The sequence below is a fragment of the Bradyrhizobium sp. 41S5 genome, assembly GCF_011516665.3.
GTDB lineage: Bacteria > Pseudomonadota > Alphaproteobacteria > Rhizobiales > Xanthobacteraceae > Bradyrhizobium > Bradyrhizobium quebecense.
In genome coordinates this window covers 2,742,326-2,764,509 of the sequence record NZ_CP083721.1, presented here as the reverse complement: position 1 = coordinate 2,764,509, position 22,184 = coordinate 2,742,326, and the positions used below count along the sequence as shown (strand labels likewise).

The window sequence follows — 22,184 nt, the reverse complement described above, 5'->3', positions numbered from 1 at the left end:
GTCGACCCCTGAAGTCGGGACATCGAACGGCTCTAGCCGTCGAACGTCACAGCCCCATCCAACCCATCACGGCTCCGAACGTTGCCCAGAGCGTCCATCCGAGCCCGAGCAGGCAGATCAGCGCAGCCGCCATCGCAATCGTCAGCAGCAGGCCGTCCTCCTGCAGGTAGGCGACCGCGATCAGGACGACCACCATTCCCGGAATGACGTTCACCAGAGGCAGCGGCCAACCTGCCGAGAAGGCCAGCAGAAACACGACCAGTCCGACGAGGCGGTCGATCACGTCGCGACGCGCGTCCCAGCGCGGCCGGCTGATGCGCTCGATCGCCTGCAGCATTGGACGCACAAGGACGGTGAACCGCTTGAAGCGCTTGAAGTCGAACTGTCGCTTCGACAGGAAGCGCGGAAACGATGGCGCGCTGCGGCCACGCATCATCTCGACCGCCGGAAACAGCAGCGCCAGCGTCGCAACCGTCGCGACGCCGGGGATGATGACCAGCAGCCCCAGGAGCAGCAGGAGAAGGCCGAACGACCGCTTGTCCAGGTTGCTGAGGAGCCATTCGAGATCGACGGGGCCGTCCGGTGCTTGAGCGACGAGTTCGTCAAGAAGTTGGGACGTGTGCGTGGGCGCCAATGGGGCTCCGGACGAGGGGGACATAGCTGCCAAAGTGGTCAGACTCGGCATCGATTGCAACAGCTGCCGAAGCAGACTAGGAAGCATGGGTGACCAACGATTCCGACCAGGCATGGCAGCACCATGCGCCGTCAAGCCCAATTCCCGCCGCGCGCCGCCGCTGGCCGTGGTTCCTGCTGATCGTCATCATCGCCTGCGCGGGCGCCGGGGGTGTCTACGCCTGGCCCCAGATCGCGCCGCTGGTCCCGTCCCTGGGCAACGAAGCGGCCAGCGACAAGGTGGCCGCAGGCGACAAGGAGACGTTGCCGGATCTGCTCGCGACCCAGCAGAAGCTCGAGGATGACATCAGCGCACTCAGCAAGTCGGTGGCGGACCAGCAGGAGCAGCTGAAGACCGTCGTCGACCAATTGGCGAGCCTGACGTCGAAGGTCGACGCGCTCCAGCGCCCCGCTCCGGCTCCCGTGCCGCAGCCGGCCACCGCAGCGGCCGACCAGCCGCACGCGCCGGTCGCGCAGGCTGCCGCGAAGCCCCGAAAGCCGCCACCTGCTCGGGCGGCAAAACCGGCAGGTCCGATTTCGACCGGTGGCGCGCCGCTCAACGTGGCACCCGCCGCCAGGGATCGCTGAGCCGCACCGCGACCGCGCAACCGGTTAGTGACGACGGCCTATCCGCGCGCCCGCTCCATGCCCGCCCGCCTGATTGCCGCGCGCAAGACATCGGTATCCGAGGAAAGGAAATCGATCAGGCGCCTGGCTGCGTCAGGCGACTTTGAGTCGCTGACGACAGCGGCGGTGAAGGTCTGCACGAGCTGGAGATCCGGAGGCAGCAGACCGACCACCTCGATACCGGTCTCCTGCACCAGCTCGCTGGTCGGCCCAATCGAGAGATTTGCCTTGCCCGCGCGCAGCGCTTCGGCCGCTTCGGTCCCCCGCGCCTCGAGGGTGAGCTTCACCGTGTCCGGCAGGTTCAACCTGGGGAATATCTTGTCGCGGACGTATTGTCCGCTCGTGCTGCTTGGCACCACCACCTGACCCGCATCGATCAAGGCTTTCCTGAGCGCGACAGCGTTGCCGATGTCCGGCTTCGCAGCGCCCGTCCGAACCGCTGCCGCCAAGGGAGCCGTCGCCAGGCCCGTGTCGGATCCCGCACGAATCCGCCCGTCTTCGTTCAGCTTTCGCAGTCCTTCCCGCGAAAGGATCACCACATCCGCCTTGGTGCCATGCGCAAGCTGATGCCTGATCGTTTTCGGACCGGTGCCCTCCGATGCGCCGGATCCGGTCTCCACCTTGATGCCGGTGCTTCGCTCGAATTCGGGCAGCACTTCCCGGTAGACCGCAGCGAAGCCGCCGGAAATGATGACCCTGATCGTTTCCGGCGTATCTGTGATTGCCGACGTCAATGCTGCGGCACCAGGTCGGCGGCCCGTTGGCTCATTTTTGAAGGTTTGCGGCAAACAGCTTGGCCGCCTCAGCCTTCGATTCCTGATCGGCCTTGGCATCGTATCTGAGCGGCAGGTTGAACTTCTTGCCGAGCTCGGTGGCTTCGGGGTTCGTGAACGCGTGCACGGCACCGGGATACTCGATGATCCGGTAATCGGCCTTCGCTGCGTCGAAATCCTTCTTCAGCGCATCATACTGCTCACGCTTCACGAACGGGTCGTCGGCGCCGTTCAGAATCAGGATTTTCGCCTTGACGGTGCCCGGCGCCGGCGCCGGCGTGTTGGGTCCGAGCAACGCGTGAAAGACCGCAACGGCGGCGAGATCGGCGCCGGCGCGCGCCATGTTCAGCACCACCGCGCCGCCGAAGCAGTAACCGACGGCGCCGATCCGCTGCGGATTGACCGAAGCCTGCTTGGCGAGCTGCTCGCGCGCGGCATTGAAGCGCTGCTCCATCACCTTCGGGTTCTTCATCACCGACCCGGACAGTGCGCCGGCGTCCTTCGGGTTGTCGGCGGTCTTGGCGTCGCCGTACATGTCCGCAATGAAGGCTGTGTAGCCCTGCTCCGCGAACTTCCGCGCCTCGTTATGGATATGCGGGGTGATGCCCCACCATTCGTGGACCATGACGATGCCGGGCCGCTTGGCCTTCGTCGCGTCGTCATAGACCACGAAGCCCTTCATCGTGGTCTCGCCGTCGGTGTAGGTGACCGGCTCTTCCTTGACCGCGGCGTGTGCGCTCGCGACCATTGCGATGGCGCAAAGTGCTCCGACGATGATCGTTCGCATGCTGATCTCCCTGCGGGTTGGCGTCGCCGCGTTGCGTTTTGTTTTGACCCGGACGGCTATTCCGCAGCGGTCCGGATATCGATCTTCTCGGCGCGGACCGCGCAGAACTTGAACTCCGGAATCTTGCCGAACGGATCGAGCGCCGGGTTGGTCAGCAAATTCGCCGCCGCTTCCGCGTAGCAGAACGGCATGAAGACCATGTTCTCCGGCACGTCGCGGTCGGCGCGCACCTTGACCTCGACCGCGCCGCGACGCGTCTCGAGGCGGATGAAGTCGCCCGGCGCGAGCCCCTTTTTGCGCATGTCCTTCGGCGTCATGAACGCGACCGCTTCGGGCTCGATCTGGTCGAGCACCAGCGCACGCCGCGTCATCGAGCCGGTGTGCCAATGCTCGAGCACGCGCCCGGTCGACAGCACCATCGGGTACTCGTCGTCGGGCAATTCGTCCGGCGGGATCACCTTGGCCGGCACGATCTTGCCGCGGCCGCTCTCGGTCGGGAAACCGGTCGTGAAGATGATCTCATTGCCCGGCTTGTCGGGATCGTCGACCGGATAGGTCACCGCACCCTCGCGAACCAGTCGCTCCCAGGTGATGTTCTTCAGCGACGGCATCAGCTGCGCCATCTCGGTGAAGACCTCGCCCGGCCCCGCATAATTCCAAGGCAGTCCCATCCGCTTGGCGATCTCCTGGATGATCCAGAGATCCTGCCGCGCATCGCCCGGCGGCTTGATCACCTCGCGCGCCAGCTGCACGCGGCGGTCGGTGTTGGTGAAGGAGCCGGACTTTTCGGCGAACGCCGAGGCCGGCAGGATGACGTCGGCATGGAACGCCGTCTCGGTGACGAACAGATCCTGCACGACGAGATGATCGAGCTTGGCCAGCGCCTGGCGCGCGTGCTGCAGGTCGGGATCGGACATCGCGGGATTCTCGCCCTCGACATACATGCCGTGGATTTCGCCGGCATGGATCGCGTTCATGATCTCGACGACGGTCAGCCCGCGCACTGGATCGAGCTCCTGCCCCCATAGTCTCTCGAAGGCGCCGCGCATGTCGTCGCGGCCGACCGGCTGATAGTCCGGCAGGAACATCGGGATCAGGCCGGCGTCGGAAGCGCCCTGCACGTTGTTCTGGCCGCGCAGCGGATGCAGCCCGGTGCCGGGGCGGCCGACCTGGCCGGTGATCAGGGCGAGCGCGATCAGGCAGCGCGCATTGTCGGTGCCGTGGACATGCTGGCTGATGCCCATGCCCCAGAAGATGATCGACGACTTGGCGCGGGCATAGGCGCGCGCAACCTCGCGCAGCGTCTCGGCGGGGATGCCGCAGATCGGCGACATGCGCTCCGGCGTGAACTCCTGGATCTTCGCCTTCAGCTCGTCGTAGCCCTCGGTATAGCCGGCGATGTACTGCTCGTCGGTCAGGCCCTCGGTGATGATCGTGTGGATCATCGCGTTCAGCATCGCGACGTCGCTGCCCGGCTTGAAGGCGAGATGCTGCGTGGCATGCCGCGACAGCGTCTGCCGGCGTGGATCCATCACGTAGAGCTTGGCACCGCGTTTCGCTGCGTTCTTGATGAAGGTCGCGGCGACCGGATGGTTCACGGTCGGATTGGCGCCGATCACCCAGATCACCTCGGCGTCGGCCGCGGCCGAGAACGGCGCCGACACCGCGCCGGAGCTCAATCCCTCGAACAAGGCCGCCACCGACGAGGCGTGGCACAGCCGCGTGCAGTGATCGACATTGTTGGAGCCGAAGCCGGTGCGGACCAGCTTCTGGAACAGATAGGCTTCCTCGTTCGAGCCCTTGGCCGAGCCGAACCCGGCGAGCGCCTTGGCGCCCTTCTCGTCGCGGATTTTCTTCAAGCCGGCCGCGGCAAGGTCGAGCGCCTCTTCCCAGGATGCTTCGCGGAAATGGGTGTAGGGATTTGCCGGATCGACCTGGTCGTTGGCATCCTTCCTCACACCCGGCAGCCGCACCAGCGGCCTGGTCAGCCGGTTCGGGTGGTGGATGTAATCGAAGCCGAAGCGGCCCTTGACGCAGAGCCGGTTGTGATTGGCGGGACCATCACGGCCTTCGGCGTAGATCACCTTCTCGTCCTTCACCTCGTAGGTGACCTGACAGCCGACGCCGCAATACGGGCACAGCGAGTCCATCTTGCGGTCGGGATAGACGACGCGCGTCTGCTTGTCGTCGAGCATCACCGCCGGCATCAGCGCGCCGGTGGGACACGCCTGGACGCATTCGCCGCAGGCGACGCAGGTCGATTCTCCCATCGGATCGTCGAAGTCGAACACGATTTTCGAGCCGTGACTACGATAAGCCATGCCGATCACGTCGTTGACCTGCACCTCGCGGCACGCCCGCACGCAGAGGCCGCACTGGATGCAGGCGTCGAGATTGACGCGCATCGCCGGATGGCTGGTGTCGGCGTGCCAGCGCTCGGTGGCGGGGAAGCGGCTCTCGGTGACGCCGGTCTTCTCGGCCCAGTGCCAGAATTTCGAGTCCGGATCGTGCGATGTCTCGCGCGCCGGCTGGTCCGCGACGAGCAGCTCCATCACCATCTTCTGCGCCGCGACGGCGCGCTGGCTGGCCGACTTCACCTTCATGCCGACCGAAGGCGTCCGCTTGCAGGACGCCGCCAGCACGCGCTCGCCTTCGATCTCGACCATGCAGGCGCGGCAGTTGCCGTCCGGCCGATAATCGGGCGCGGGCGAATAGCACAGATGCGGGATCTCGGTGCCCTGGCGCTTGGCGACCTGCCAAATCGTTTCGCCGGCGCGCGCTTCGACCTGATGCCCGTCGAGCTCGAACTGGATCAACTGCGGCCCACCACCCGTGCCGCCGACCTTGCCGATCGGCTCGCTGTGCGTCACGGTAACGCGGCCATCCGGAACGTTCTTTCCTCCGGCCGCGCCCTTGGCGTCGTGACCGTAGCCCTGTGGCGGAGAGTTCTGATCGTTGCTCATTCAAATCCTCGTCGAATTCGCCTGCTTGGCCCGCCCTACTCGGCGGCTTGCTGCGGACGAAACCCGTCCGGAAAATATTTGATCACGGAGGTCAGCGGATTGGAGGCGGCCTGACCGAGCCCACAGATCGACGCATCGCGCATCGCCTGGCTCAATTGGTCAAGCAGTTCCTTGTTCCAGACCGGTTGCTGCATCAACAGCGCTGCCTTCTCGGTTCCGGCGCGGCAGGGCGTGCATTGCCCGCAGCTCTCGTCCTCGAAGAACTTCATCAGGTTGAGCGCGGCGTCCCTGACGTCATCGGCCTGCGAGAGCACGACGACGGCGGCGGAGCCGATGAAGCAGCCGTATTTCTCCAGCGTGCCGAAATCGAGCGGGATATCGTCCATCGAGGCCGGCAGGATGCCGCCGGACGCACCGCCCGGCAGGTAGGCCTGCAAGGTATGGCCGTCGGCCATGCCGCCGCAGAACTCGTCGATCAGTTCGCGCACGGTGATGCCGGCGGGCGCGAGCTTGACACCGGGATCCTTGACGCGTCCCGAGACCGAGAAGCTGCGCAGGCCGTGGCGCTCGTTGCGGCCGTGGCTCTTCCACCAGTCGGCGCCCTGCTCGACGATGTCGCGCACCCACCACAACGTCTCGATGTTGTTGATCAGCGTCGGCAGGCCGAACAGCCCGACCTGGAACGGATATGGCGGCTTGTGCCGCGGCAGGCCGCGCTTGCCCTCGATCGATTCCAGCAGCGAGGATTCCTCGCCGCAGATATAGGCGCCGGCGCCGCGCCGCAGATGCAGCACAGGGCCGCCCGGCGGAAGTTTTGCGATCTCGCGCGCGAGGATCTCCCGGCAGGCCGGGTACTCGTCGCGGATATAGATGTACACTTCGGGCGCCTCGACCACATGGGCGCCGATCAGCATGCCCTCGAGGAAGCGATGCGGATCGCGCTCGAGATAGTAGCGGTCCTTGATCGTGCCGGGTTCGCCCTCGTCGCCGTTCACCGCCATCAGCCGCGGACCGGGCTCGCCGAGCACGGCGCGCCACTTGCGCCCCGTGGGGAAACCGGCGCCGCCGAGACCGCGCAGCGAGGCATCGTCGAGCGCCTTCAGCAGGTCTTCGCGCGGCAGCTCTCTCGAGCGCAAGCGCGCCAGCAGTTTGTATCCGCCGTCGGCGACATAGGCGTCGTAATCGACGTAAGGCGGGAGATGCACATGGGTGTCGCCGCTCTTCGCCGCAGCGAGCACGTTGCTGACGGTCGCATGATCGATAAAGTTGTGGCCGACTTCCGCCGCGGGCGCGGTGTCGCATCGGCCGACGCACGGCGCCCGCACGACGCGGATGCCTGGGCCGGCGCGATTCTGGAGATCCTTCAAAAGCTGCTCACCGCCGAGCATCGCGCAGGTCAGCGAATCGCAGACACGCACAGTGAGCGGCGCGATATCAGGCTCGCCTTCCTTCACGATGTCGAAATGCGCATAGAAGGTCGCGGTCTCGAACACTTCGGCAAATGACAGCTTCATCTCGTCGGCCAGCGCCGCAAGATGCTGCGCCGAGATCTGGCGATACTTGTCCTGGATCAGATGGAGGTATTCGATCAGCAGGTCGCGACGTCTCGGCCGATCCGCGAGCAGCACCTCGATCTCATGAGCGGCCGCGGGGTCGACCTGGCGTCCCTTGGGCGTGGCTTTCGCCCGCTTCCTGCCGGCTCCGGGATGCTCGAACGCGCGGACCTTGTGAACGTCGTCTCCACTCATGAAACCTCGCCTTGGAACCCGGCTTTGCGCAAGTTGCGCCGGTTCGACCCAACTCTATTCTCTGGCATGCCACAGGCAAGCACATTTAGAACGCCTCTAGCAGCGTCGGGTTGCCGCGCAGGCCGTTGTTAATGTTTGCCTATCGATCGATCTGAATTCTAAATCACGCGAGCGGCCGGCTCGCGCGATCTCGACCACGTCTACCGCCTCAGAGCAGGTCGGCGTAGCCGAGAAAGCCGACCGTATCGCCCGGCTCGACCCGCACGATAGACTCGCCGAGCTCGATCAACCCATCCGTCTCGATCAGCGACGACAACAGACCGGCCCCTTCGCGGGGAAACTTGGTCGCCTCCAGCGAGCCGTCCGCCGCCCGGCGCAGCGAAGCGCGGACATATTCGCGGCGGCCGCTCTTCTTCTTGTAGCTGAAGGCGGCACGGACCGGCATCGGTAGCAAGGCAGACGGCACCGCGCCCGACAGCGCCAGCACGGTCGGCCGCACCACATGGACGAAGGTGACAAAGCTCGCCACCGGATTGCCCGGCAAGCCGATCAGCGGCGTGCCGTCGATGATTCCCATCGCCACCGGGCGGCCCGGCTTGATCGCCATCCGCCACAGCACCAGCGAGCCGGCCTGTTCGATGCCGGCCTTGACGTGGTCCTCTTCGCCGGTCGAGACGCCGCCCGTGGTCAGGATCAGGTCGTAGCGTCGCGCGGCCTGCTTGAGCGCATCGGCGAGCCCGGCCCGTTCGTCGCGCAGGATGCCGAGATCGCCGACCTCGCAACCAAACCGCCGCAACATCGCCATCAGCATGAAACGGTTGGAATCGAACAATTGCGCTTCAGCGCGCGGGCTCCCCGGCGCGGCCAGCTCGTCGCCGGTCGAGAACACCCCGACACGCAGGCGCCGCACCACATCGAGCGTGGTGAGCCCAAAGGCTGCGGCGACCGCGATGTCCTGCGGACGCAGCCGCCGGCCCGCCGCCAGCGCGACATGGCCGCGCGCAATGTCTTCGCCGGCCGGACGCACATTGGCGCCGGCCATCAGGCCTGACGGCAGGATGACGTTGCCCGCATCGTCGATCCGCACGTCTTCCTGCATGAACACGGTGTCGGTGCCGTCGGGCATCGGCGCACCGGTGAAGATCCGCACCGCCTGGCCGGGCTGCGCGGGCGCTGCCGGTGCTCCCGCCTGCACGCGGCCGGCGACGCGAAACGCGCGCTCGCCGCTCGCCGGCAGGTCTGCGCCGGAGACCGCGTAACCGTCGACGGCGGAATTCATGAAAGGCGGCAGCGGCAGCGGCGCAGCGACGTCCTGGCTGAGAATGCGTCCGTCGGCGTCGACCAGGGCGACGGCTTCCGCCTCGCCGACAGGCTTGACGCGCGAGGCGATGATCGCGACGGCCTCGTCGACCGACATCATCGGTCCGCCGAACGCGAAGCAGTCGTCGGAAAGCTGCGCCATGATGTCCTCAGTCCTCGGCCATCGACAAGATTTGTTCGACCCACATCGCGAACTGCGGCGTTATCCTCAAAGCCGGACCATCCTTGACGAATCCTTGGCAGTTCCGGCAAAGCGGCGGAGAGTGGCCAGTCCGTCTCCGATCGTGCTTATATCCCCTGCTTCGCAGCCATGTGAACCCGTCTGGATGTGCGCCAGTGACCGAGAAGACCACCGCTCCCCTTATTGTTCCTGACCCGGATGACCCGCGGCTGACGGAGCGCGTCACAGGCGTCGATCAGACCGGCGCGCCGACCGAGATCAGGGTACCGGTCGAGCGGCCGCTGACGCTGTACCTCAACGCGCAGGAGATCGTCACGATGATGACGATCAACGACTATCCCGAATACCTGGCGCTCGGCTACCTCCTGAACCAGAACATGCTCAAATACGACGACGTCGTCACCGAGGTCGAATATGACGACGATCTCCAGGTGGTGGTGGTCCGCACCGCGCACCACACCAATTTCGAGGCGAAGCTGAAGAAGCGCACGCAGACCTCGGGCTGCGCCCAGGGGACGGCGTTCGGCGACCTGCTCGAAGCCGTCGAGAAGGTCGCGCTGCCGAAGGCCGAACTGCGGACCTCATGGCTCTACCAGATGACCCACACCATCAACACGATGCCGTCGCTCTATCTGGAAGCGGGCGCCATTCACGGCTGCGTGCTGTGCAAGGAGAGCACCCCGGTCTGCTACACCGAGGATGTCGGCCGGCACAACGCCGTCGACAAGATCGCGGGCTGGATCTATCGCCACAATGTCGATCCGGCCGACAAGATCCTCTACACCACCGGGCGGCTCACTTCCGAGATGGTGATCAAGACGGTGCGGATGGGGATCCCGATCCTGGTCTCCCGTTCCGGATTTACCGCCTGGGGCGTCGATCTGGCGCGGCAGGTCGGGCTGACGCTGGTCGGTCGCGCCCGCGGCAAGCGCTTCATCGCGCTGTCGGGTGAGGGGCGGATCGTCTACGACCAGAACCTCGACTATGTCGAAGAGGAATCGATGCGGCACAAGCGCAAGGGCGAGGCCGACAATGATTGATATCCCGGGCGTGCTGCTGGCCGGCGGCCTCGCGCGGCGGATGGGCGGCGGCGACAAGCCGATGCGCAAGATCGCCGGCCGGACCATCCTGCAACGGGTGATCGACCGTCTCGCCCCGCAATGCCGCGGGCTGATCATCAACGCCAATGGCGACCCCGCGCGCTTCGCCGGGTTCGGCCTTCCGGTCGTCGCCGACGATGTCGCCGATTATCCGGGTCCCCTCGCCGGCATCCTCGCCGCGCTCGATTGGACCGCGGCCAACCGGCCGGATGCGAAATGGGTGCTGAGCGCGGCGGGCGACTGCCCGTTTCTTCCGCGCGATCTTGTCGCGCGCCTGGAGCAGGCGCGCGCGGCAGAGAATGCCGAACTCGCGGTCGCCTCATCCGGCGGGCAGACTCATCCGGTCATCGGTCTCTGGAGCGTGCGCCTGCGGCACGAATTGCGCCATGCGCTCGTCGAGGAGGACGTGCGCAAGATCGATCGCTGGACCGCGCGCTATCCGCTGGCAACGGTGGAATGGCCGACCGAACCGCTGGATCCGTTCTTCAACGCCAACACCGTCGAAGACATCATGGAAGCCGATCGCCTCGCCGCGCTCGACGACGGCTGAGACGCGCGCCTGCGCTTGCGTCCGGAACGGACATCCCCGGCTGCGAGCACGCACGCAGCTAGCCGAGCTGTCCGCCGGCCCGCCCTCTCCGATCCGTTTCCACGGCGCGCAGATAGTCCAGCATCAGGCGGCCGGTTGCGGACAGATGCGCAGCATCGCGGACCACGATCTATTGGCCTGCACCATGCGGCAGACCGCATCGAAGCCCGGCACGTTGATACGCAGCCGCATCGTCTTGCCAGCTTGCGTCGCCGCATATTGCGATCGCAGATAGATCGAGCTCGCGGTGTGCAGGCCGAGTGGTCGAAATCGAGCGTCTCGATAAACAGCAGCTTCTCGCGGCCGGCGAGCGGATGGTCCGGCCGCATCACCACCACCAGATTGTCGTAGCGATAATGGAAGACTTCGAGCGCGCGGCTGTCGGCTTCGGCCGAACAGATGCCGAGCTCGGCCGCGCCCTGCTCGATGCCGCCCACAACCTGCCCGCTCGGCCTCTCCTGCAGATCGACGCGAAGCAGCTCATGCGCCGCGAAGAAGGCGGAGAGGTCCTCGGGCAAATACTGCACGATCGCCGAGAGGTTGGCGAGCATGCGGACATGGCCGCGCACGCCTTGCGAATATTCCGACAGCTCGACCGCGATCTTCTCGACATTGAGCAGCGTAACCCGGGCGTGATGCAGCAGCGCCTCGCCGGCCGGCGTCAGCGCCGCCCTTGGGGAGCCGCTTGAACAGCGTGACGCCGAGCGCCAGCTCGAAATCGTTCATCCGTTTCGACACTGCGGAGGCCCCAATCCCCTCCCGCTGCGCAGCGTGGGTGAGATTCTGCTCGTCGCAGACGGCGACGAACAGGCGGAGCGTGGTGAGGTCCACCCGGCGCGTCAGCGCGGTCTCTGCCGGCGTCGGGCTGCGTTGCGCGTCGACATCGATGGAGGCGAGCGGCATGGGCGGCGTCCTTGCGGGAGGGACGCTGACAGGCTAGCGCGGGTGGCCAGGCAAAAAATCCCAAACCGATCCGGAGACAGTCGGATTGTTGGGAATAGAATCCAACAACGCCCTTCAAGGGCAAACTTGATTCCAATCGAAAACCATTCTCCTCAGCAATCAGATGACGCAGCTACCGCCAATATCTGGTACAGTGCAGCCTTCGGGTGCCCCGATTAGCGTCAGCAATTGACAGGGCCCTGTTCCGACACGGACGCAGTACGCCCATCGGGCTGCCCTGCTGATTCCTTGGATCAGGAGAGCATCATGCGTGACGAAGTCATTGAACTACGTGAAAATTTGCGCGGCGCGGTCATCGCGCGCGGCGAAACCGATTACGACGAAGCTCGTGCACTCTTTAACGGCATGATCGACAAGCGGCCATCGCTCATCGCACGATGTGCCGATGTCGCCGACGTCGTCGCCGCGGTGAAGTTCGGCCGCGAGAACGACCTGCGCATCGCAATTCGCGGCGGCGGTCATAATGGACCCGGTCTCGGCAGCGTGGATGACGGACTGGTCATCGACCTGTCTGCCATGAAGGGCGTGCGCGTCGATCCGGTTGCCCGCACGGCGCGGGTCGGCGCGGGATGTACCCAAGGCGATGTCGACCATGCCACCCATGTGTTCGGCCTCGCCGTCCCGGCGGGCATCATCTCGACCACCGGGATTGCCGGCCTGACATTGAGCGGCGGCCATGGCTATCTCACCCGCAAACATGGCCTCACGATCGATAATCTGCTCGAAGCCGACGTCGTGCTCGCCGACGGCAGCTTTGCCGTCGCCAGCAAGGACGAGAACGCCGACCTGCTCTGGGCGCTGCGCGGCGGCGGGGGCAATTTCGGCATCGTCACGTCCTTCCTGTTCAGGCTCCATCCGGTCAATGCCGTGCTTGCCGGGCCGATCGCCTGGGATCAGCAGCATGCGCGCACGATCATGCAGCATTATCGCGACTTCCTGCCGACCGCGCCGGAGGAGCTCAGCGTCTTCCTCGGACTCAAGACGATCCCGTCAGGTCCGCCATTTCCGCAAGAGCATTGGGGAAAGCGCATCTGCCTGTTGATGTGCTGCTACGACGGTGCCGAGGACGGCGGCAGAGGAGCGCTGGCACCGCTGCTCGATGCCTTGCCGACGCCATGGTTCAACTGGATGGGGACGATGCCCTATCCGGCGGTGCAGAGCATGTTCGACGGGCTCTACCCCAAGGGGATGCAGTGGTATTGGCGTGGCGATTTCGTCAAGACGTTGCCGGACGCCGCGATCGACGCCCATCTCGAGCAGGCCGCAAAGACCCCGAGCGAATTGTCGCTCATGCATCTTTACCCGATCGACGGCGCCGTCCATCGCGTCGGCAGCGGCGAGACCGCGTGGAATTGTCGCGACGCGACCTGGTCGATGGTCATCGCCGGAATCGATCCGAATCCGCAAAAGGCAGGGCCAATCACACGATGGACCAAGGCCTATTGGGAGGCGGTTCACCCGTTCGACCTCGGCGGCGCCTACCCGAATTTCATGATGGATGATGAGGGCGAAGCCCGTCTCAAGGCTACCTACGGATCCAACTATGCGCGGCTGGCTGAGGTGAAGCGCAAATATGATTCCGCCAATTTGTTCCGGGTCAACCAGAACATCAGGCCGGCCGCCTGACGCCGCGGCTCGCGATATCGCGAAGGTGATAGCTTCGCGAAGGTGATCCAACAAAAAAACGCGGCGCCCAGGCGCCGCGTTTCCGAGTGCTTTGATCGAGTGAACCGTCAGCCCGCGACCTTGGTCGCCGGGACGTCGCGCTGGCGCTTCATCACGATCTTGTTCAGCGCGCCGAGATAGGCCTTTGCGGACGCGACCAGCGTGTCCGGATCGGCGGCGCGCGCGGTCATCGAGCGGCCTTCGTGCGCCAGACGCACCGAGACTTCGGCCTGTGCGTCGGTGCCTTCGGTCACGGCGTGGACCTGATAGAGCTCCAGCTTGGCCTCGTGCGGCACCAGACGCTTGATGCAGTTGAAGACGGCATCGACCGGGCCGTTGCCCTCGGCTTCCTCGATCTTGATCTGGCCGTCGACGTCGAGCTTCATGGTCGCGCGCTGCGGGCCATGGGTGCCGGCGATCACGGTCAGCGAGGCCAGCTTGATGCGGTCGTGGGCCGCCGCCATCTCCTGATCGACCAGCGCCTCGATGTCCTCGTCGTAGATGTCCTTCTTGCGGTCGGCCAGCGCCTTCATCCGCGTAAAGGCATCCTCCAGCTGGTTGGCGCCGAGCTTGTAGCCCATCTCCTCCAGCTTGTGGATGAAGGCGTGGCGGCCGGAATGCTTGCCGAGCACCAGCGAGGACTGCTTCAGGCCGACCATCTCGGGCCGCATGATCTCGTAGGTCGAGGCGTCCTTCAGCACGCCGTCCTGATGGATGCCGCTCTCATGGGCGAAAGCATTGCGGCCGACGATCGCCTTGTTGTACTGCACCGGGAACGAGGTGGCCGCGGACACCACCTTCGAGGCGCGGGTCAGCTGCGTGGTGTCGATCTTGTTCCAGTACGGAAACTTGTCGTTCCGCACATTGATCGCCATCACGATCTCTTCCAGCGCGGCATTGCCGGCGCGCTCGCCGATGCCGTTGACGGTGCACTCGACCTGCCGCGCGCCGCCGACGATGCCGGCCAGCGAGTTCGCTACCGCCATGCCGAGATCGTTATGGCAATGCACCGAGAACACCGCCTTGTCGGAGTTCGGCACCCGCTCGATCAGCGTCCGCATGAAGTGGGTGTATTCCTCCGGCACCGTGTAGCCGACGGTGTCGGGGATGTTCACCGTGGTCGCACCGGCCTTGATGACGGCTTCCACGATCCGGCACAGATAGTCCATCTCGCTGCGGGTGCCGTCCTCGGCCGACCATTCGACGTCGTCGATCTGGTTGCGGGCGCGGGCGACCATGGCGACCGAGGTCTCGATGACCTGCTCGGGGGTCTTGTTCAACTTCACCCGCATGTGCAGCGGCGAGGTCGCGATGACGGTGTGGACGCGGCCGCGGCGGGCGAACTTGACGGCTTCGGCGCAGCGGTCGATGTCGGCCGGATGGGCGCGAGCGAGGCCTGCGATGACCGAGTTCTTGGAGCGGCGGGCGATCTCGCTGACCGCCTGGAAGTCGCCTTCCGAGGTGATCGGGAAGCCGGCCTCGATGACGTCGACGCCCATATCATCCAGCAGCTCGGCGACCTCGAGCTTCTCCTCGAAGGTCATGGTGGCGCCGGGGCACTGCTCGCCGTCGCGCAGGGTGGTGTCGAAAATGATGACGCGGTCCTTCTCGGACTTGTTCGCGGTGGCCATGTCAGAAATTCCTTTAAGCTTCTGCGCCCGTCATGTTGCTCCTTGAGCAATTACTTGGGCGATTATCAGGGTCCGGTGATCTCGTACAAACCCCTGAGTGCCCAGGCGCAAACGCCCAGCCGGCCCTCAGGGGCAGGTAAGAAGAAGGCCGCCAACAAGCAGGGTGGGCGCCGCGGCCGGGATCGTGGCGGTAGCCTGGGCCACCTCCCCCGAAATCCCATCGATTTGGCCGCGAATCAGCATTGCCAGACCCTGTTGAGCGCCGAAATCCTCAGGCAAAACCGTTGACGGTTGGTTGCCGGGACGCGCTTGAATGCCGTCGTTCTAGACGATTATGGCAAGCCGCCGCAATGGGTAAAGATGGTCAGTGAGATTGACCTAATGCGGGGGAAGCCTATTCACATGGGCGACGGCCAAAGGCCCCTATCCGGCAGGGGATGTCGACGGGAAGACCTCCTCGCGATGGACCTCCCTTCCGGACTCATCGATCACGATAATGCACAGGTCGCCACGTCTCGTGGGCTCGTCATTCCGGATCTTCTCGGACACGATCTCGCTATGGCTGATCGCCTCGCCATCGTTCCTGAATTGAATCCCGGAACGGTCGCGTTTGCGCACGCCGTCCCGCAGGTCGAAATAGTAAGTCCCCATGAAATCACCTGATGTCGTCAATGAGAGCCACCCCGGAGACCAAGCGGGCAACCCGCCGAGGCCCCGTGCTCGAACGAGACATTGGACCGGAATCGGCACGGGAACCTTGATCCAAGACAACTCTAGCGGGTCTTGTGCACGCGATGATCGCGGTGCTTGGCCAAGCGCGGCGGCGGTTACCTTTACCGCCGGCGTCCGCGCAAGGATGCGCGCAGGCTCGATGGCGAGCGGCCGTAGAGACCGGCGAAGGCCGCGTTGAAACGGCGGACGCTGCCGAAGCCGGCGCGGAAGGCGATCTCGGTCATCGCGTCATCCGTGGTGTCGATCAGCCGCTTGGCGCGCTGGACGCGGAGGTTGGTCGCGACCTACTGCGGGCTGGCGCCGACATGGCGCTCGAACAGCCGCCCGAGGTGGCGCGCGGTGATGCCGAGCCGGTCGGCCAACGCAGCAACCGAGCCGCGCTCGAGCCCGCCGCCGTCGATCAGCTTCAGCGCGCGCAATTGCTGCCGTGTTCGCACCGGACGCCGAATGGATCGCGCCGGCCCGCAACGCCACCGCGGTCGCGCTCGATCGCACCGATCACATGGTAGTTGCGGAGGCGATCGCCCGCTTCGTCGCAACCGAGATGCATCGCCTGTTCACCGAGATCGACATCGCGTTCCGCGCCGTTCATGCCGACGGCGACAGCGTGATCGTCGAGGAGCGCATGCGCGCGACGCTGCCGGACGGCCGGCGCTACGACAACGACTACTGCTTCGTGTTCGTGCTCGAGGCGGGCCGCATCAAGCAGGTTCGGGAATATATGGATACGCGCAAGGGCTGGCAGATGGTGTTCGGAGACGCTGCGGCGTGATTGGTGCGCGACTTTGCCTGCCTCCTCGCAAGGGGAAGGCTTTCCTCCCCTTGCGGGTCGCGCAGCCTGATTGGCATCGACTAACCTATCCGCACCGTCATGGCCGGGCTCATCCGTCCGAAGTACGGCGTCGCTTCCGCTCGCCTATGTCCCGGCCAAAACACGAGCGCAGCGAAACCTTTCCTACACCATGACGGCATGCGCGGCATCGACCGGCGACTGCCGCGGCGCGTACGCGGCCGGGTAAATCAATCTTTGCTCAACTGGTTGCATCTAGTGTGCCGGCGGCGACCGGGTGTCAGGGCGCGTCCTTTGGTTGGTTAAGGAGATATCAGGATCATGCCCACGACGAACCTGGCCGATGGGCCCAATCAGCGCCAAGCCGGCTTCAATCTCTTCCTGGTCGGATTCCTGATCCTGTTTCTCGAACTGGCCTGCATCCGCTGGTTCTCGGCCAAGGTCGTGTTCCTGCAATTCTTCACCAATATCGTGCTGCTCGCAGCCTTCCTCGGCATGTCCTGCGGCTGCCTTGCCGCGCGGCGGACCACCAACTGGCTAGCGCTGTTTCCGGGGCTCGCCCTCGTGACCTTCGCTGCCGTGGCCACGATCATGGCGCTGTATTCCAACTGGGGCCAGTTCGCGGTCGACGTCGGCCATCAGGCCTCGCCGCAGGAAGTGTTTTTCGGCACAGAGTATCGCAACCCGGATCTCGCCAAGTTCGTCGTGCCGATCGAGGCGATCGCCGGGCTGTTCTTCGTTCTGATCGCGCTGATGTTCGTCGGCCTCGGCCAGACGCTCGGCCGCGCCTTCGACGCCTACCCCAACCGCGTCGCCGGCTATTCGCTGAATATCGGCGGCAGCCTCGCGGGCATCGTCGGGTTCTCGCTGCTGTCGTTCGCGCAGGCGCCGCCGGTGGTCTGGTTCGGGGTCAGCTGCGCCGGCATCGTCTACCTGCTCTACCAGGACAAGGCGCTGTCGATCCTGCGCCTTGCGACGATCATCATCGTGGTGGGATTTACCGCCTTCTACACCGATCGCTCCGACAGCCATGACATCCGCTGGTCGCCCTATTACGCCGTCGACCTCAACAAATCGAACGGCGTGATCACCGTCAACAGCATCGGCCATCAGGAAATGATGCCGTTCAGCGAACGCGGCTCGTCCTACTCACTGATCCACCTGCTGCAGAAGCACAGCGGCGGCGCGCCGTTCAAGGACGTCATGATCATCGGCGCCGGATCCGGCAACGACCTGGCGCACGCCTTGCGCTTCGGCGTGGAGCGCATCGATGCGGTCGAGATCGATCCTGTGATCCAGAATATCGGCATCCACAACCATCCCGACAAGCCCTATCAGGATCCAAGGGTGGTGCCGCATCTCGACGACGGCCGGCATTTCCTGCGCACCACCGAACGCAAATACGATCTGGTCGTGTATGCGCTCGTCGACTCGCTGATCCTGCACAGCGGCTACGCCAACATCCGCCTCGAAAGCTATCTGTTCACCGAACAGGCGTTCCACGACGTCCGCCGCGTGCTGAAACAGGACGGCGTCTTTGTGATGTACAACTACTATCGTCAGGGCTGGATCGTGCAACGCGTCGCCGAAATGGCCAAGCAGGTATTCGGCTGCGATCCGCTGGTGCTGCCGCTGCCCTACAAGGAAACGCTGACCTCGTCCGAAGCTGTCGGCTTCACCACCATCATCGCGGGCTGCAATCCGCGCATCTCGACCGCGTTCCGCGACCGCGGCCAATTCTGGCTGAACAGCCTTCCGCCGGAAAACCTGGCGGTCAACGGCTTCGACAAGCCGCAAGAAAAGGGACAGGACAAGGCTGCAGCCCAGCATGGCGACTGGGTGCCGCTGGCGCCGGCGAAACTGGTGGTCGACAATGCAGGCGCCAAGCAATCGACCAGCGACGACTGGCCGTTCCTCTATGTCAGCGGCAGGCTGATTCCCGACCTGACCGTTCGCTCGATGATCCTGCTCGGCGTGCTCGGGCTTGGCCTCGTCTATCTGTTCAAGCCGAAGGGCGCCTGGCGGCCCAACAACCGGATGTTCTTCCTCGGCGCAGCCTTCATGCTGCTCGAGACCAAGGCGGTGGTGCAGATGGCGCTGTTGTTCGGCAGCACCTGGCTGGTCAACTCGGCAGTGTTCTTCACCGCCCTGCTGCTGATCCTCGCCGCCAATCTGTATGTGATCAAGGTGCCGTCGACCCGGCTGGCGCGGCACTATGCCGGGCTGCTGGCGCTGCTGGCGGTCTCCGTGCTGGTGCCGCTGGACACGTTCCTGAGCGGCGGCATCGTCTGGCGCTACGTGATCCCGTGCGCGCTGGCGCTCGGCCCGATGTTCTTCGCCGGCGTGATCTTCGCCCGCTCGTTCCGCGACGAAGCCAATCCCGATCAGGCGTTCGGATCCAACATCGCGGGATCTGTCATCGGCGGCCTCGCCGAATCGTGCTCGACCCTGCTCGGCTTCCGCTATCTCCTGATCGTGGCGATCGGCTTCTATCTCTTGTCGGCCTGGATGCCGTCACGCAAGGGCTAGCACGCAAGGGACGCGCTGGCAGACCGGAGAACGGTACTCGCTACCGCAGATATCTGCGGTAGCGATCAAGCTCCCATCGCGGGCGCGCGCGGCCAAAATATCGAAAACAACCCCATGCAAAGGAGCCGGCGGCTGCCGGCGCTACCGGGCCACTTGACACGTCGGGCAAATCAAGGGTAAATTTCCAATATTCCGAAATCGCGCCTCGCCCGCAGGGCGCGAGAAAAAGGCCGCCCTACTTCTTCGCCGCATTCTTCTCCGCCGCGCCGCCCTTGCCTTCCGCCTCCAGCGCAGCACGGACACGCTTGAATTCGCTCAGGTCCGCCTTGTCGACCTCGGGGAATTTCAGCTCGAGCCTGTCGAGCGCATTGACGATGGTCGAGCCGATCACGACGCGGGCGAACCATTTGTGGTCGGCGGGCACGATGTGCCAAGGCGCCTCCCCGGTCGCGGTGTGGTGGATCATGTCTTGATAAGCGGCTTGATATTTGGCCCACAGCGCGCGCTCGGAGACGTCGGCCATCGAGAACTTCCAGTTCTTGGCCGGCTCCTCGAGCCGGTCGAGGAAACGCCGGCGCTGCTCCTCCTTGGAGACATGCAGGAAGAACTTCAGGATCACGGTGCCGTTGCGCGACAGATAGCGCTCGATCGCGGAGATGTCCTCGAAGCGCTCGCGCCAGATGTTCCTGGTCACCAGCCGTTTCGGCAGCTTCTGTTTGGCGAGGACATCGGCATGAACGCGCACGACAAGGCATTCCTCGTAGTAGGAGCGGTTGAAGATGCCGATGTGGCCGCGCTCGGGCAGCGCGATCATGGCGCGCCACATGAAATCGTGGTCGAGCTCCTTGGTCGAGGGCTGCTTGAACGAGGACACCTCGCAGCCCTGCGGGTTGACGCCCTCGAACACGCTCTTGATCGCACTGTCCTTGCCGGCGGCATCCATGCCCTGGAAGATCAGGAGCAGCGACCAGCGGTCCTGGGCGTAGAGCTTCTCCTGGAAGTCGTTGAGCCGCGTGCGGTTGGCTTCGATGATCTTGCCGCCGACGTCCTTGTCGATGCCGCCTTTCTCGGCTGTCGGATACGATTTCAGGTGGAATTCACCTGTCCCGTCGAAGCGGAACGGCGCGACGAAGGGCTTCAGTTCATCGGCGAGCGATGGGGACGGTTTGTTGCTCATGGCCTCTCGACGGCTTGCGTGGCGATTTGATCCGGTCGATCACGCTACCAAGAATGCCCTTGGGCAGGAAGATGATGAAGAGCACCAGCAGCACGCCATAGACCAGATTGTCCCAGCCGACCGCCTTGGTGCCGAACGAAATGCGCAGCACCTCGGCCAGCACGATGGTGATGATGGCGCCGACGGTCGGCCCAAGCGCGACATAGACGCCGCCGACGATCGCCGCGAACACCATCTGCAGGGAGACCGCGATGCCGCTCACCGTATCCGGCGAAATGAACATCTGGTACTGGCAATAGAGCGCGCCGGACAGCGCGGTCATCAACGCGCTGATCAGGGTGATCTTGAGCTTCTCGGCGGTGACGTTGACGCCAGCGGCGGCCGCCGCATCCTCATCCTCCGAGATCGCCTCCATGGCGTGGCGGATCATGCTGCGGTCGATCGCGCGCCAGATCACCAGACCTGCGACCCAGACCGCGAGTGCAATCAGATACCAGGTGATCTTGTCGTCGAATTGCAGTGCGAACAGCCCCTTGCCGCTCGGCGCGCGCTGCGGCGTGTAGCCGAGCGAGCCTCCGGTATAGTCGCGGGTCGCGGTGATGACTTGCAGCACGATGCCGGACAGCGCCAGCGTCACCAGCACGAAGTAGTGCCCGGTGATGCGGAAGCGGAAGCAGGGATAGGCGACGACGAGCGCGAGCACGCCCGCGGTCGCCATGCTCAGGGGAATCCCGATCCAGGGCGAGACGCCGAGATGGTTCCAGAGCAGCGCGGTGACATAGGCGCCGATGCCCATGAAGCCGCCATGGCCGAGCGAGACCAGGCCGAAGCGGCCCATGATCGACCACGAGGTGTAGGCGAACGACCAGATCAGGATCAGCACCAGCACGTGCAGATGATAGGGGTCGCGGTGCACGAAGGGCAGCGCGACGAGCGCGAGCAGCGCGACGATCCAGCCGGCGAGCTTGCTGTTCACGAGCGCCTCGCCAGGAGGCCCGCGGGCCGGATGAACATCATGACGATGAAGAAGGCGAACGCCAGCACGTAGCCCCATTCGAGATCGGAGAACAGGCCGCCGAGCGAGATGATCTCGGCGAACACGAAGGCCGCGATGAAGCCGCCGATGAAATTGCCGAGACCGCCAAGCACGCAGATCAGGAAGGTGATCGGCCCGAACGACAGCCCGACGAACGGATGCACGTCATATTGCAGCACCAGGAGGCAGGCGGCGAGACCCGCCAGCCCGCCGCCGATCGCCGAGGTGACGAGGTAGATGCGTTTGGGATCGACGCCCATCAGCGGCATGATCTGGCGGTCCTGCGCGATGGCGCGGATCGCGGTGCCGGTGAAGGTCCGGGTCAGGAACAGATAGACGCCGATCATGCCGACCAGCGCCGCCGCGAACGACAAGAGCCGCGCGTAGCTGAAATTCATCTCGCCGAGCGCCAGCACCGGCAGGCGGATACCGAGATTGCGGAAGTCGATGCCGAAGGCGACGGTGGCAAAGCTCTGCAGGATGAACAGCACGCCGCCGGTGGCGAGCAGCTGATTGATCGGCGGCGCGGTCAAGAGCGGAGCGATGACGAGGAAATGCAGCGCGGCGCCGAGCAGCGCCACGAGGAGGATGACGAGCGGCGCTGCGGCCCAGTACGGCAAATGAAACACCTGCACGAGATAGTACATGCCGTACATGCCGATCATCACGAGCTCGGCGTAGCAGATCCAGGTGACGTCGATGACGCCGAAGATCAGGTTGAGCCCGAGCGCCAGGAGCGCCAGCACTCCGCCGAGCAGGATGCCATTGATCACGGCCTCCAGCAGGTAGATATCGAAAATGTCGAGGAAGGATTGCATTGCCGCTCTGCCTTAGCTCGTGACGCCGGGTGGTTGAATTGGCAGCACCGTCATCCTGAGGAGCCGCGAAGCGGCGTCTCGAA

General features: G+C 64.8%; 21 protein-coding genes. 6 read left to right on the top strand and 15 right to left on the bottom strand.

From position 1 onward, the window contains the following. Nucleotides 1-46 precede the first annotated feature (46 nt). Nucleotides 47-634, bottom strand: a complete 588-nt coding sequence (locus HAP47_RS12985) for an exopolysaccharide biosynthesis protein (protein WP_173637905.1) — start codon at nt 632-634, stop codon at nt 47-49. An 89-nt stretch (nt 635-723) separates the two neighbouring features. Between HAP47_RS12985 and HAP47_RS12980 the strand changes: the two genes are divergently transcribed. After that, on the top strand, nt 724-1,260 hold the full coding sequence (locus HAP47_RS12980; RefSeq protein ID WP_173637906.1) for a hypothetical protein: 537 nt from the start codon (nt 724-726) through the stop codon (nt 1,258-1,260). Between the two features lie 38 nt (nt 1,261-1,298). Here the strand turns inward: HAP47_RS12980 and HAP47_RS12975 are convergent, their stop codons facing one another. The 5 genes from HAP47_RS12975 to HAP47_RS12955 form a co-directional block, all read right to left on the bottom strand. Next, complete coding sequence (locus tag HAP47_RS12975; protein ID WP_231168858.1) at nt 1,299-2,033, bottom strand: substrate-binding domain-containing protein; 735 nt, start codon at nt 2,031-2,033, stop codon at nt 1,299-1,301. A 31-nt stretch (nt 2,034-2,064) separates the two neighbouring features. Beyond that, nucleotides 2,065-2,859 carry a dienelactone hydrolase family protein gene (locus HAP47_RS12970; RefSeq protein ID WP_231168857.1) on the bottom strand — a complete coding sequence of 265 codons (795 nt, stop codon included), beginning with the start codon at nt 2,857-2,859 and terminating at the stop codon, nt 2,065-2,067. A gap of 56 nt (nt 2,860-2,915) precedes the next feature. Continuing rightward, nucleotides 2,916-5,822 (bottom strand): formate dehydrogenase subunit alpha, encoded by a 2,907-nt coding sequence (gene fdhF / locus HAP47_RS12965; protein ID WP_231168856.1) that lies wholly within the window; start codon nt 5,820-5,822, stop codon nt 2,916-2,918. A 35-nt stretch (nt 5,823-5,857) separates the two neighbouring features. Beyond that, nucleotides 5,858-7,570, bottom strand: coding sequence for an NADH-ubiquinone oxidoreductase-F iron-sulfur binding region domain-containing protein (locus tag HAP47_RS12960; protein WP_173637908.1), 1,713 nt, complete (start codon nt 7,568-7,570; stop codon nt 5,858-5,860). Between the two features lie 208 nt (nt 7,571-7,778). Beyond that, on the bottom strand, nt 7,779-9,032 hold the full coding sequence (locus tag HAP47_RS12955; protein WP_173637909.1) for a molybdopterin molybdotransferase MoeA: 1,254 nt from the start codon (nt 9,030-9,032) through the stop codon (nt 7,779-7,781). Between the two features lie 194 nt (nt 9,033-9,226). On the opposite strand from HAP47_RS12955, the gene HAP47_RS12950 reads away from it, so the two are divergent. Next, on the top strand, nt 9,227-10,111 hold the full coding sequence (locus HAP47_RS12950; protein WP_173637910.1) for a formate dehydrogenase accessory sulfurtransferase FdhD: 885 nt from the start codon (nt 9,227-9,229) through the stop codon (nt 10,109-10,111). Beyond that, entirely contained in the window at nt 10,104-10,721 is a 618-nt protein-coding gene (gene mobA, locus HAP47_RS12945; protein WP_173637911.1) for a molybdenum cofactor guanylyltransferase MobA, read from the top strand. Before HAP47_RS12950 ends, mobA begins: the two co-directional genes overlap by 8 nt. Here the strand turns inward: mobA and HAP47_RS12940 are convergent. Both HAP47_RS12940 and HAP47_RS12935 read right to left on the bottom strand, forming a co-directional pair. Further along, nucleotides 10,607-11,311: a LysR substrate-binding domain-containing protein gene (locus HAP47_RS12940; protein WP_231168855.1), complete on the bottom strand. Its 705-nt coding sequence runs from the start codon at nt 11,309-11,311 to the stop codon at nt 10,607-10,609. The genes mobA and HAP47_RS12940 overlap by 115 nt on opposite strands. Beyond that, on the bottom strand, nt 11,241-11,663 hold the full coding sequence (locus tag HAP47_RS12935; RefSeq protein ID WP_231168854.1) for a helix-turn-helix domain-containing protein: 423 nt from the start codon (nt 11,661-11,663) through the stop codon (nt 11,241-11,243). The genes HAP47_RS12940 and HAP47_RS12935 overlap by 71 nt, the downstream gene beginning before the upstream one ends. A 306-nt stretch (nt 11,664-11,969) precedes the next feature. Between HAP47_RS12935 and HAP47_RS12930 the strand changes: the two genes are divergently transcribed. Then, on the top strand, nt 11,970-13,349 hold the full coding sequence (locus HAP47_RS12930) for an FAD-binding oxidoreductase (protein WP_173637912.1): 1,380 nt from the start codon (nt 11,970-11,972) through the stop codon (nt 13,347-13,349). Nucleotides 13,350-13,456: 107 nt separating this feature from the next. On the opposite strand, the gene HAP47_RS12925 is transcribed toward HAP47_RS12930, so the two are convergent. From HAP47_RS12925 to HAP47_RS41545, 4 genes are all read right to left on the bottom strand, one after another. Continuing rightward, nucleotides 13,457-15,019 carry a 2-isopropylmalate synthase gene (locus tag HAP47_RS12925; RefSeq protein WP_173637913.1) on the bottom strand — a complete coding sequence of 521 codons (1,563 nt, stop codon included), beginning with the start codon at nt 15,017-15,019 and terminating at the stop codon, nt 13,457-13,459. Between the two features lie 423 nt (nt 15,020-15,442). Continuing rightward, the gene (locus HAP47_RS12920; RefSeq protein WP_231168853.1) at nt 15,443-15,691 is read right to left on the bottom strand and encodes a DUF6894 family protein; all 249 of its coding nucleotides are present in this window, start codon (nt 15,689-15,691) and stop codon (nt 15,443-15,445) included. Nucleotides 15,692-15,852: 161 nt separating this feature from the next. Continuing rightward, nucleotides 15,853-15,975: a hypothetical protein gene (locus tag HAP47_RS41550; RefSeq protein ID WP_371821764.1), complete on the bottom strand. Its 123-nt coding sequence runs from the start codon at nt 15,973-15,975 to the stop codon at nt 15,853-15,855. 60 nt (nt 15,976-16,035) lie between these two features. Next, on the bottom strand, nt 16,036-16,188 hold the full coding sequence (locus HAP47_RS41545) for a hypothetical protein (RefSeq protein WP_371821763.1): 153 nt from the start codon (nt 16,186-16,188) through the stop codon (nt 16,036-16,038). Here HAP47_RS41545 and HAP47_RS12910 point away from each other — a divergent pair. Continuing rightward, nucleotides 16,179-16,523 carry a nuclear transport factor 2 family protein gene (locus HAP47_RS12910; RefSeq protein WP_231168852.1) on the top strand — a complete coding sequence of 115 codons (345 nt, stop codon included), beginning with the start codon at nt 16,179-16,181 and terminating at the stop codon, nt 16,521-16,523. The genes HAP47_RS41545 and HAP47_RS12910 overlap by 10 nt on opposite strands. Nucleotides 16,524-16,862: 339 nt before the next feature. Then, complete coding sequence (locus tag HAP47_RS12905) at nt 16,863-19,070, top strand: hypothetical protein (protein WP_173637915.1); 2,208 nt, start codon at nt 16,863-16,865, stop codon at nt 19,068-19,070. Nucleotides 19,071-19,305: 235 nt separating this feature from the next. On the opposite strand, the gene HAP47_RS12900 is transcribed toward HAP47_RS12905, so the two are convergent. The 3 genes from HAP47_RS12900 to HAP47_RS12890 are packed head-to-tail and all read right to left on the bottom strand — an operon-like array spanning nt 19,306 to nt 22,101. Then, a complete protein-coding gene (locus HAP47_RS12900; RefSeq protein WP_173637916.1) occupies nt 19,306-20,247 on the bottom strand; it encodes a polyphosphate kinase 2 family protein in 942 nt (313 codons plus the stop codon). Further along, nucleotides 20,213-21,223: a branched-chain amino acid ABC transporter permease gene (locus tag HAP47_RS12895; protein WP_173637917.1), complete on the bottom strand. Its 1,011-nt coding sequence runs from the start codon at nt 21,221-21,223 to the stop codon at nt 20,213-20,215. The genes HAP47_RS12900 and HAP47_RS12895 overlap by 35 nt, the downstream gene beginning before the upstream one ends. Further along, on the bottom strand, nt 21,220-22,101 hold the full coding sequence (locus tag HAP47_RS12890) for a branched-chain amino acid ABC transporter permease (protein WP_106320169.1): 882 nt from the start codon (nt 22,099-22,101) through the stop codon (nt 21,220-21,222). Before HAP47_RS12890 ends, HAP47_RS12895 begins: the two co-directional genes overlap by 4 nt. Nucleotides 22,102-22,184 lie beyond the last annotated feature (83 nt).

What these genes read in the sequence shown, in the direction of transcription:
- HAP47_RS12935 (WP_231168854.1), bottom strand. Translation starts at nt 11,663, where the DNA reads ATGCCGCTCGCCTCCATCGATGTCGACGCGCAACGCAGCCCGACGCCG.
- HAP47_RS12960 (WP_173637908.1), bottom strand. Translation starts at nt 7,570, where the DNA reads ATGAGTGGAGACGACGTTCACAAGGTCCGCGCGTTCGAGCATCCCGGA.
- HAP47_RS41550 (WP_371821764.1), bottom strand. Translation starts at nt 15,975, where the DNA reads ATGACCGAGATCGCCTTCCGCGCCGGCTTCGGCAGCGTCCGCCGTTTC.
- HAP47_RS12890 (WP_106320169.1), bottom strand. Translation starts at nt 22,101, where the DNA reads ATGCAATCCTTCCTCGACATTTTCGATATCTACCTGCTGGAGGCCGTG.
- HAP47_RS12930 (WP_173637912.1), top strand. Translation starts at nt 11,970, where the DNA reads ATGCGTGACGAAGTCATTGAACTACGTGAAAATTTGCGCGGCGCGGTC.
- HAP47_RS12905 (WP_173637915.1), top strand. Translation starts at nt 16,863, where the DNA reads ATGCCCACGACGAACCTGGCCGATGGGCCCAATCAGCGCCAAGCCGGC.
- fdhF (WP_231168856.1), bottom strand. Translation starts at nt 5,822, where the DNA reads ATGAGCAACGATCAGAACTCTCCGCCACAGGGCTACGGTCACGACGCC.
- HAP47_RS12955 (WP_173637909.1), bottom strand. Translation starts at nt 9,032, where the DNA reads ATGGCGCAGCTTTCCGACGACTGCTTCGCGTTCGGCGGACCGATGATG.
- HAP47_RS12925 (WP_173637913.1), bottom strand. Translation starts at nt 15,019, where the DNA reads ATGGCCACCGCGAACAAGTCCGAGAAGGACCGCGTCATCATTTTCGAC.
- mobA (WP_173637911.1), top strand. Translation starts at nt 10,104, where the DNA reads ATGATTGATATCCCGGGCGTGCTGCTGGCCGGCGGCCTCGCGCGGCGG.
- HAP47_RS12900 (WP_173637916.1), bottom strand. Translation starts at nt 20,247, where the DNA reads ATGAGCAACAAACCGTCCCCATCGCTCGCCGATGAACTGAAGCCCTTC.
- HAP47_RS12970 (WP_231168857.1), bottom strand. Translation starts at nt 2,859, where the DNA reads ATGCGAACGATCATCGTCGGAGCACTTTGCGCCATCGCAATGGTCGCG.
- HAP47_RS12940 (WP_231168855.1), bottom strand. Translation starts at nt 11,311, where the DNA reads ATGCTCGCCAACCTCTCGGCGATCGTGCAGTATTTGCCCGAGGACCTC.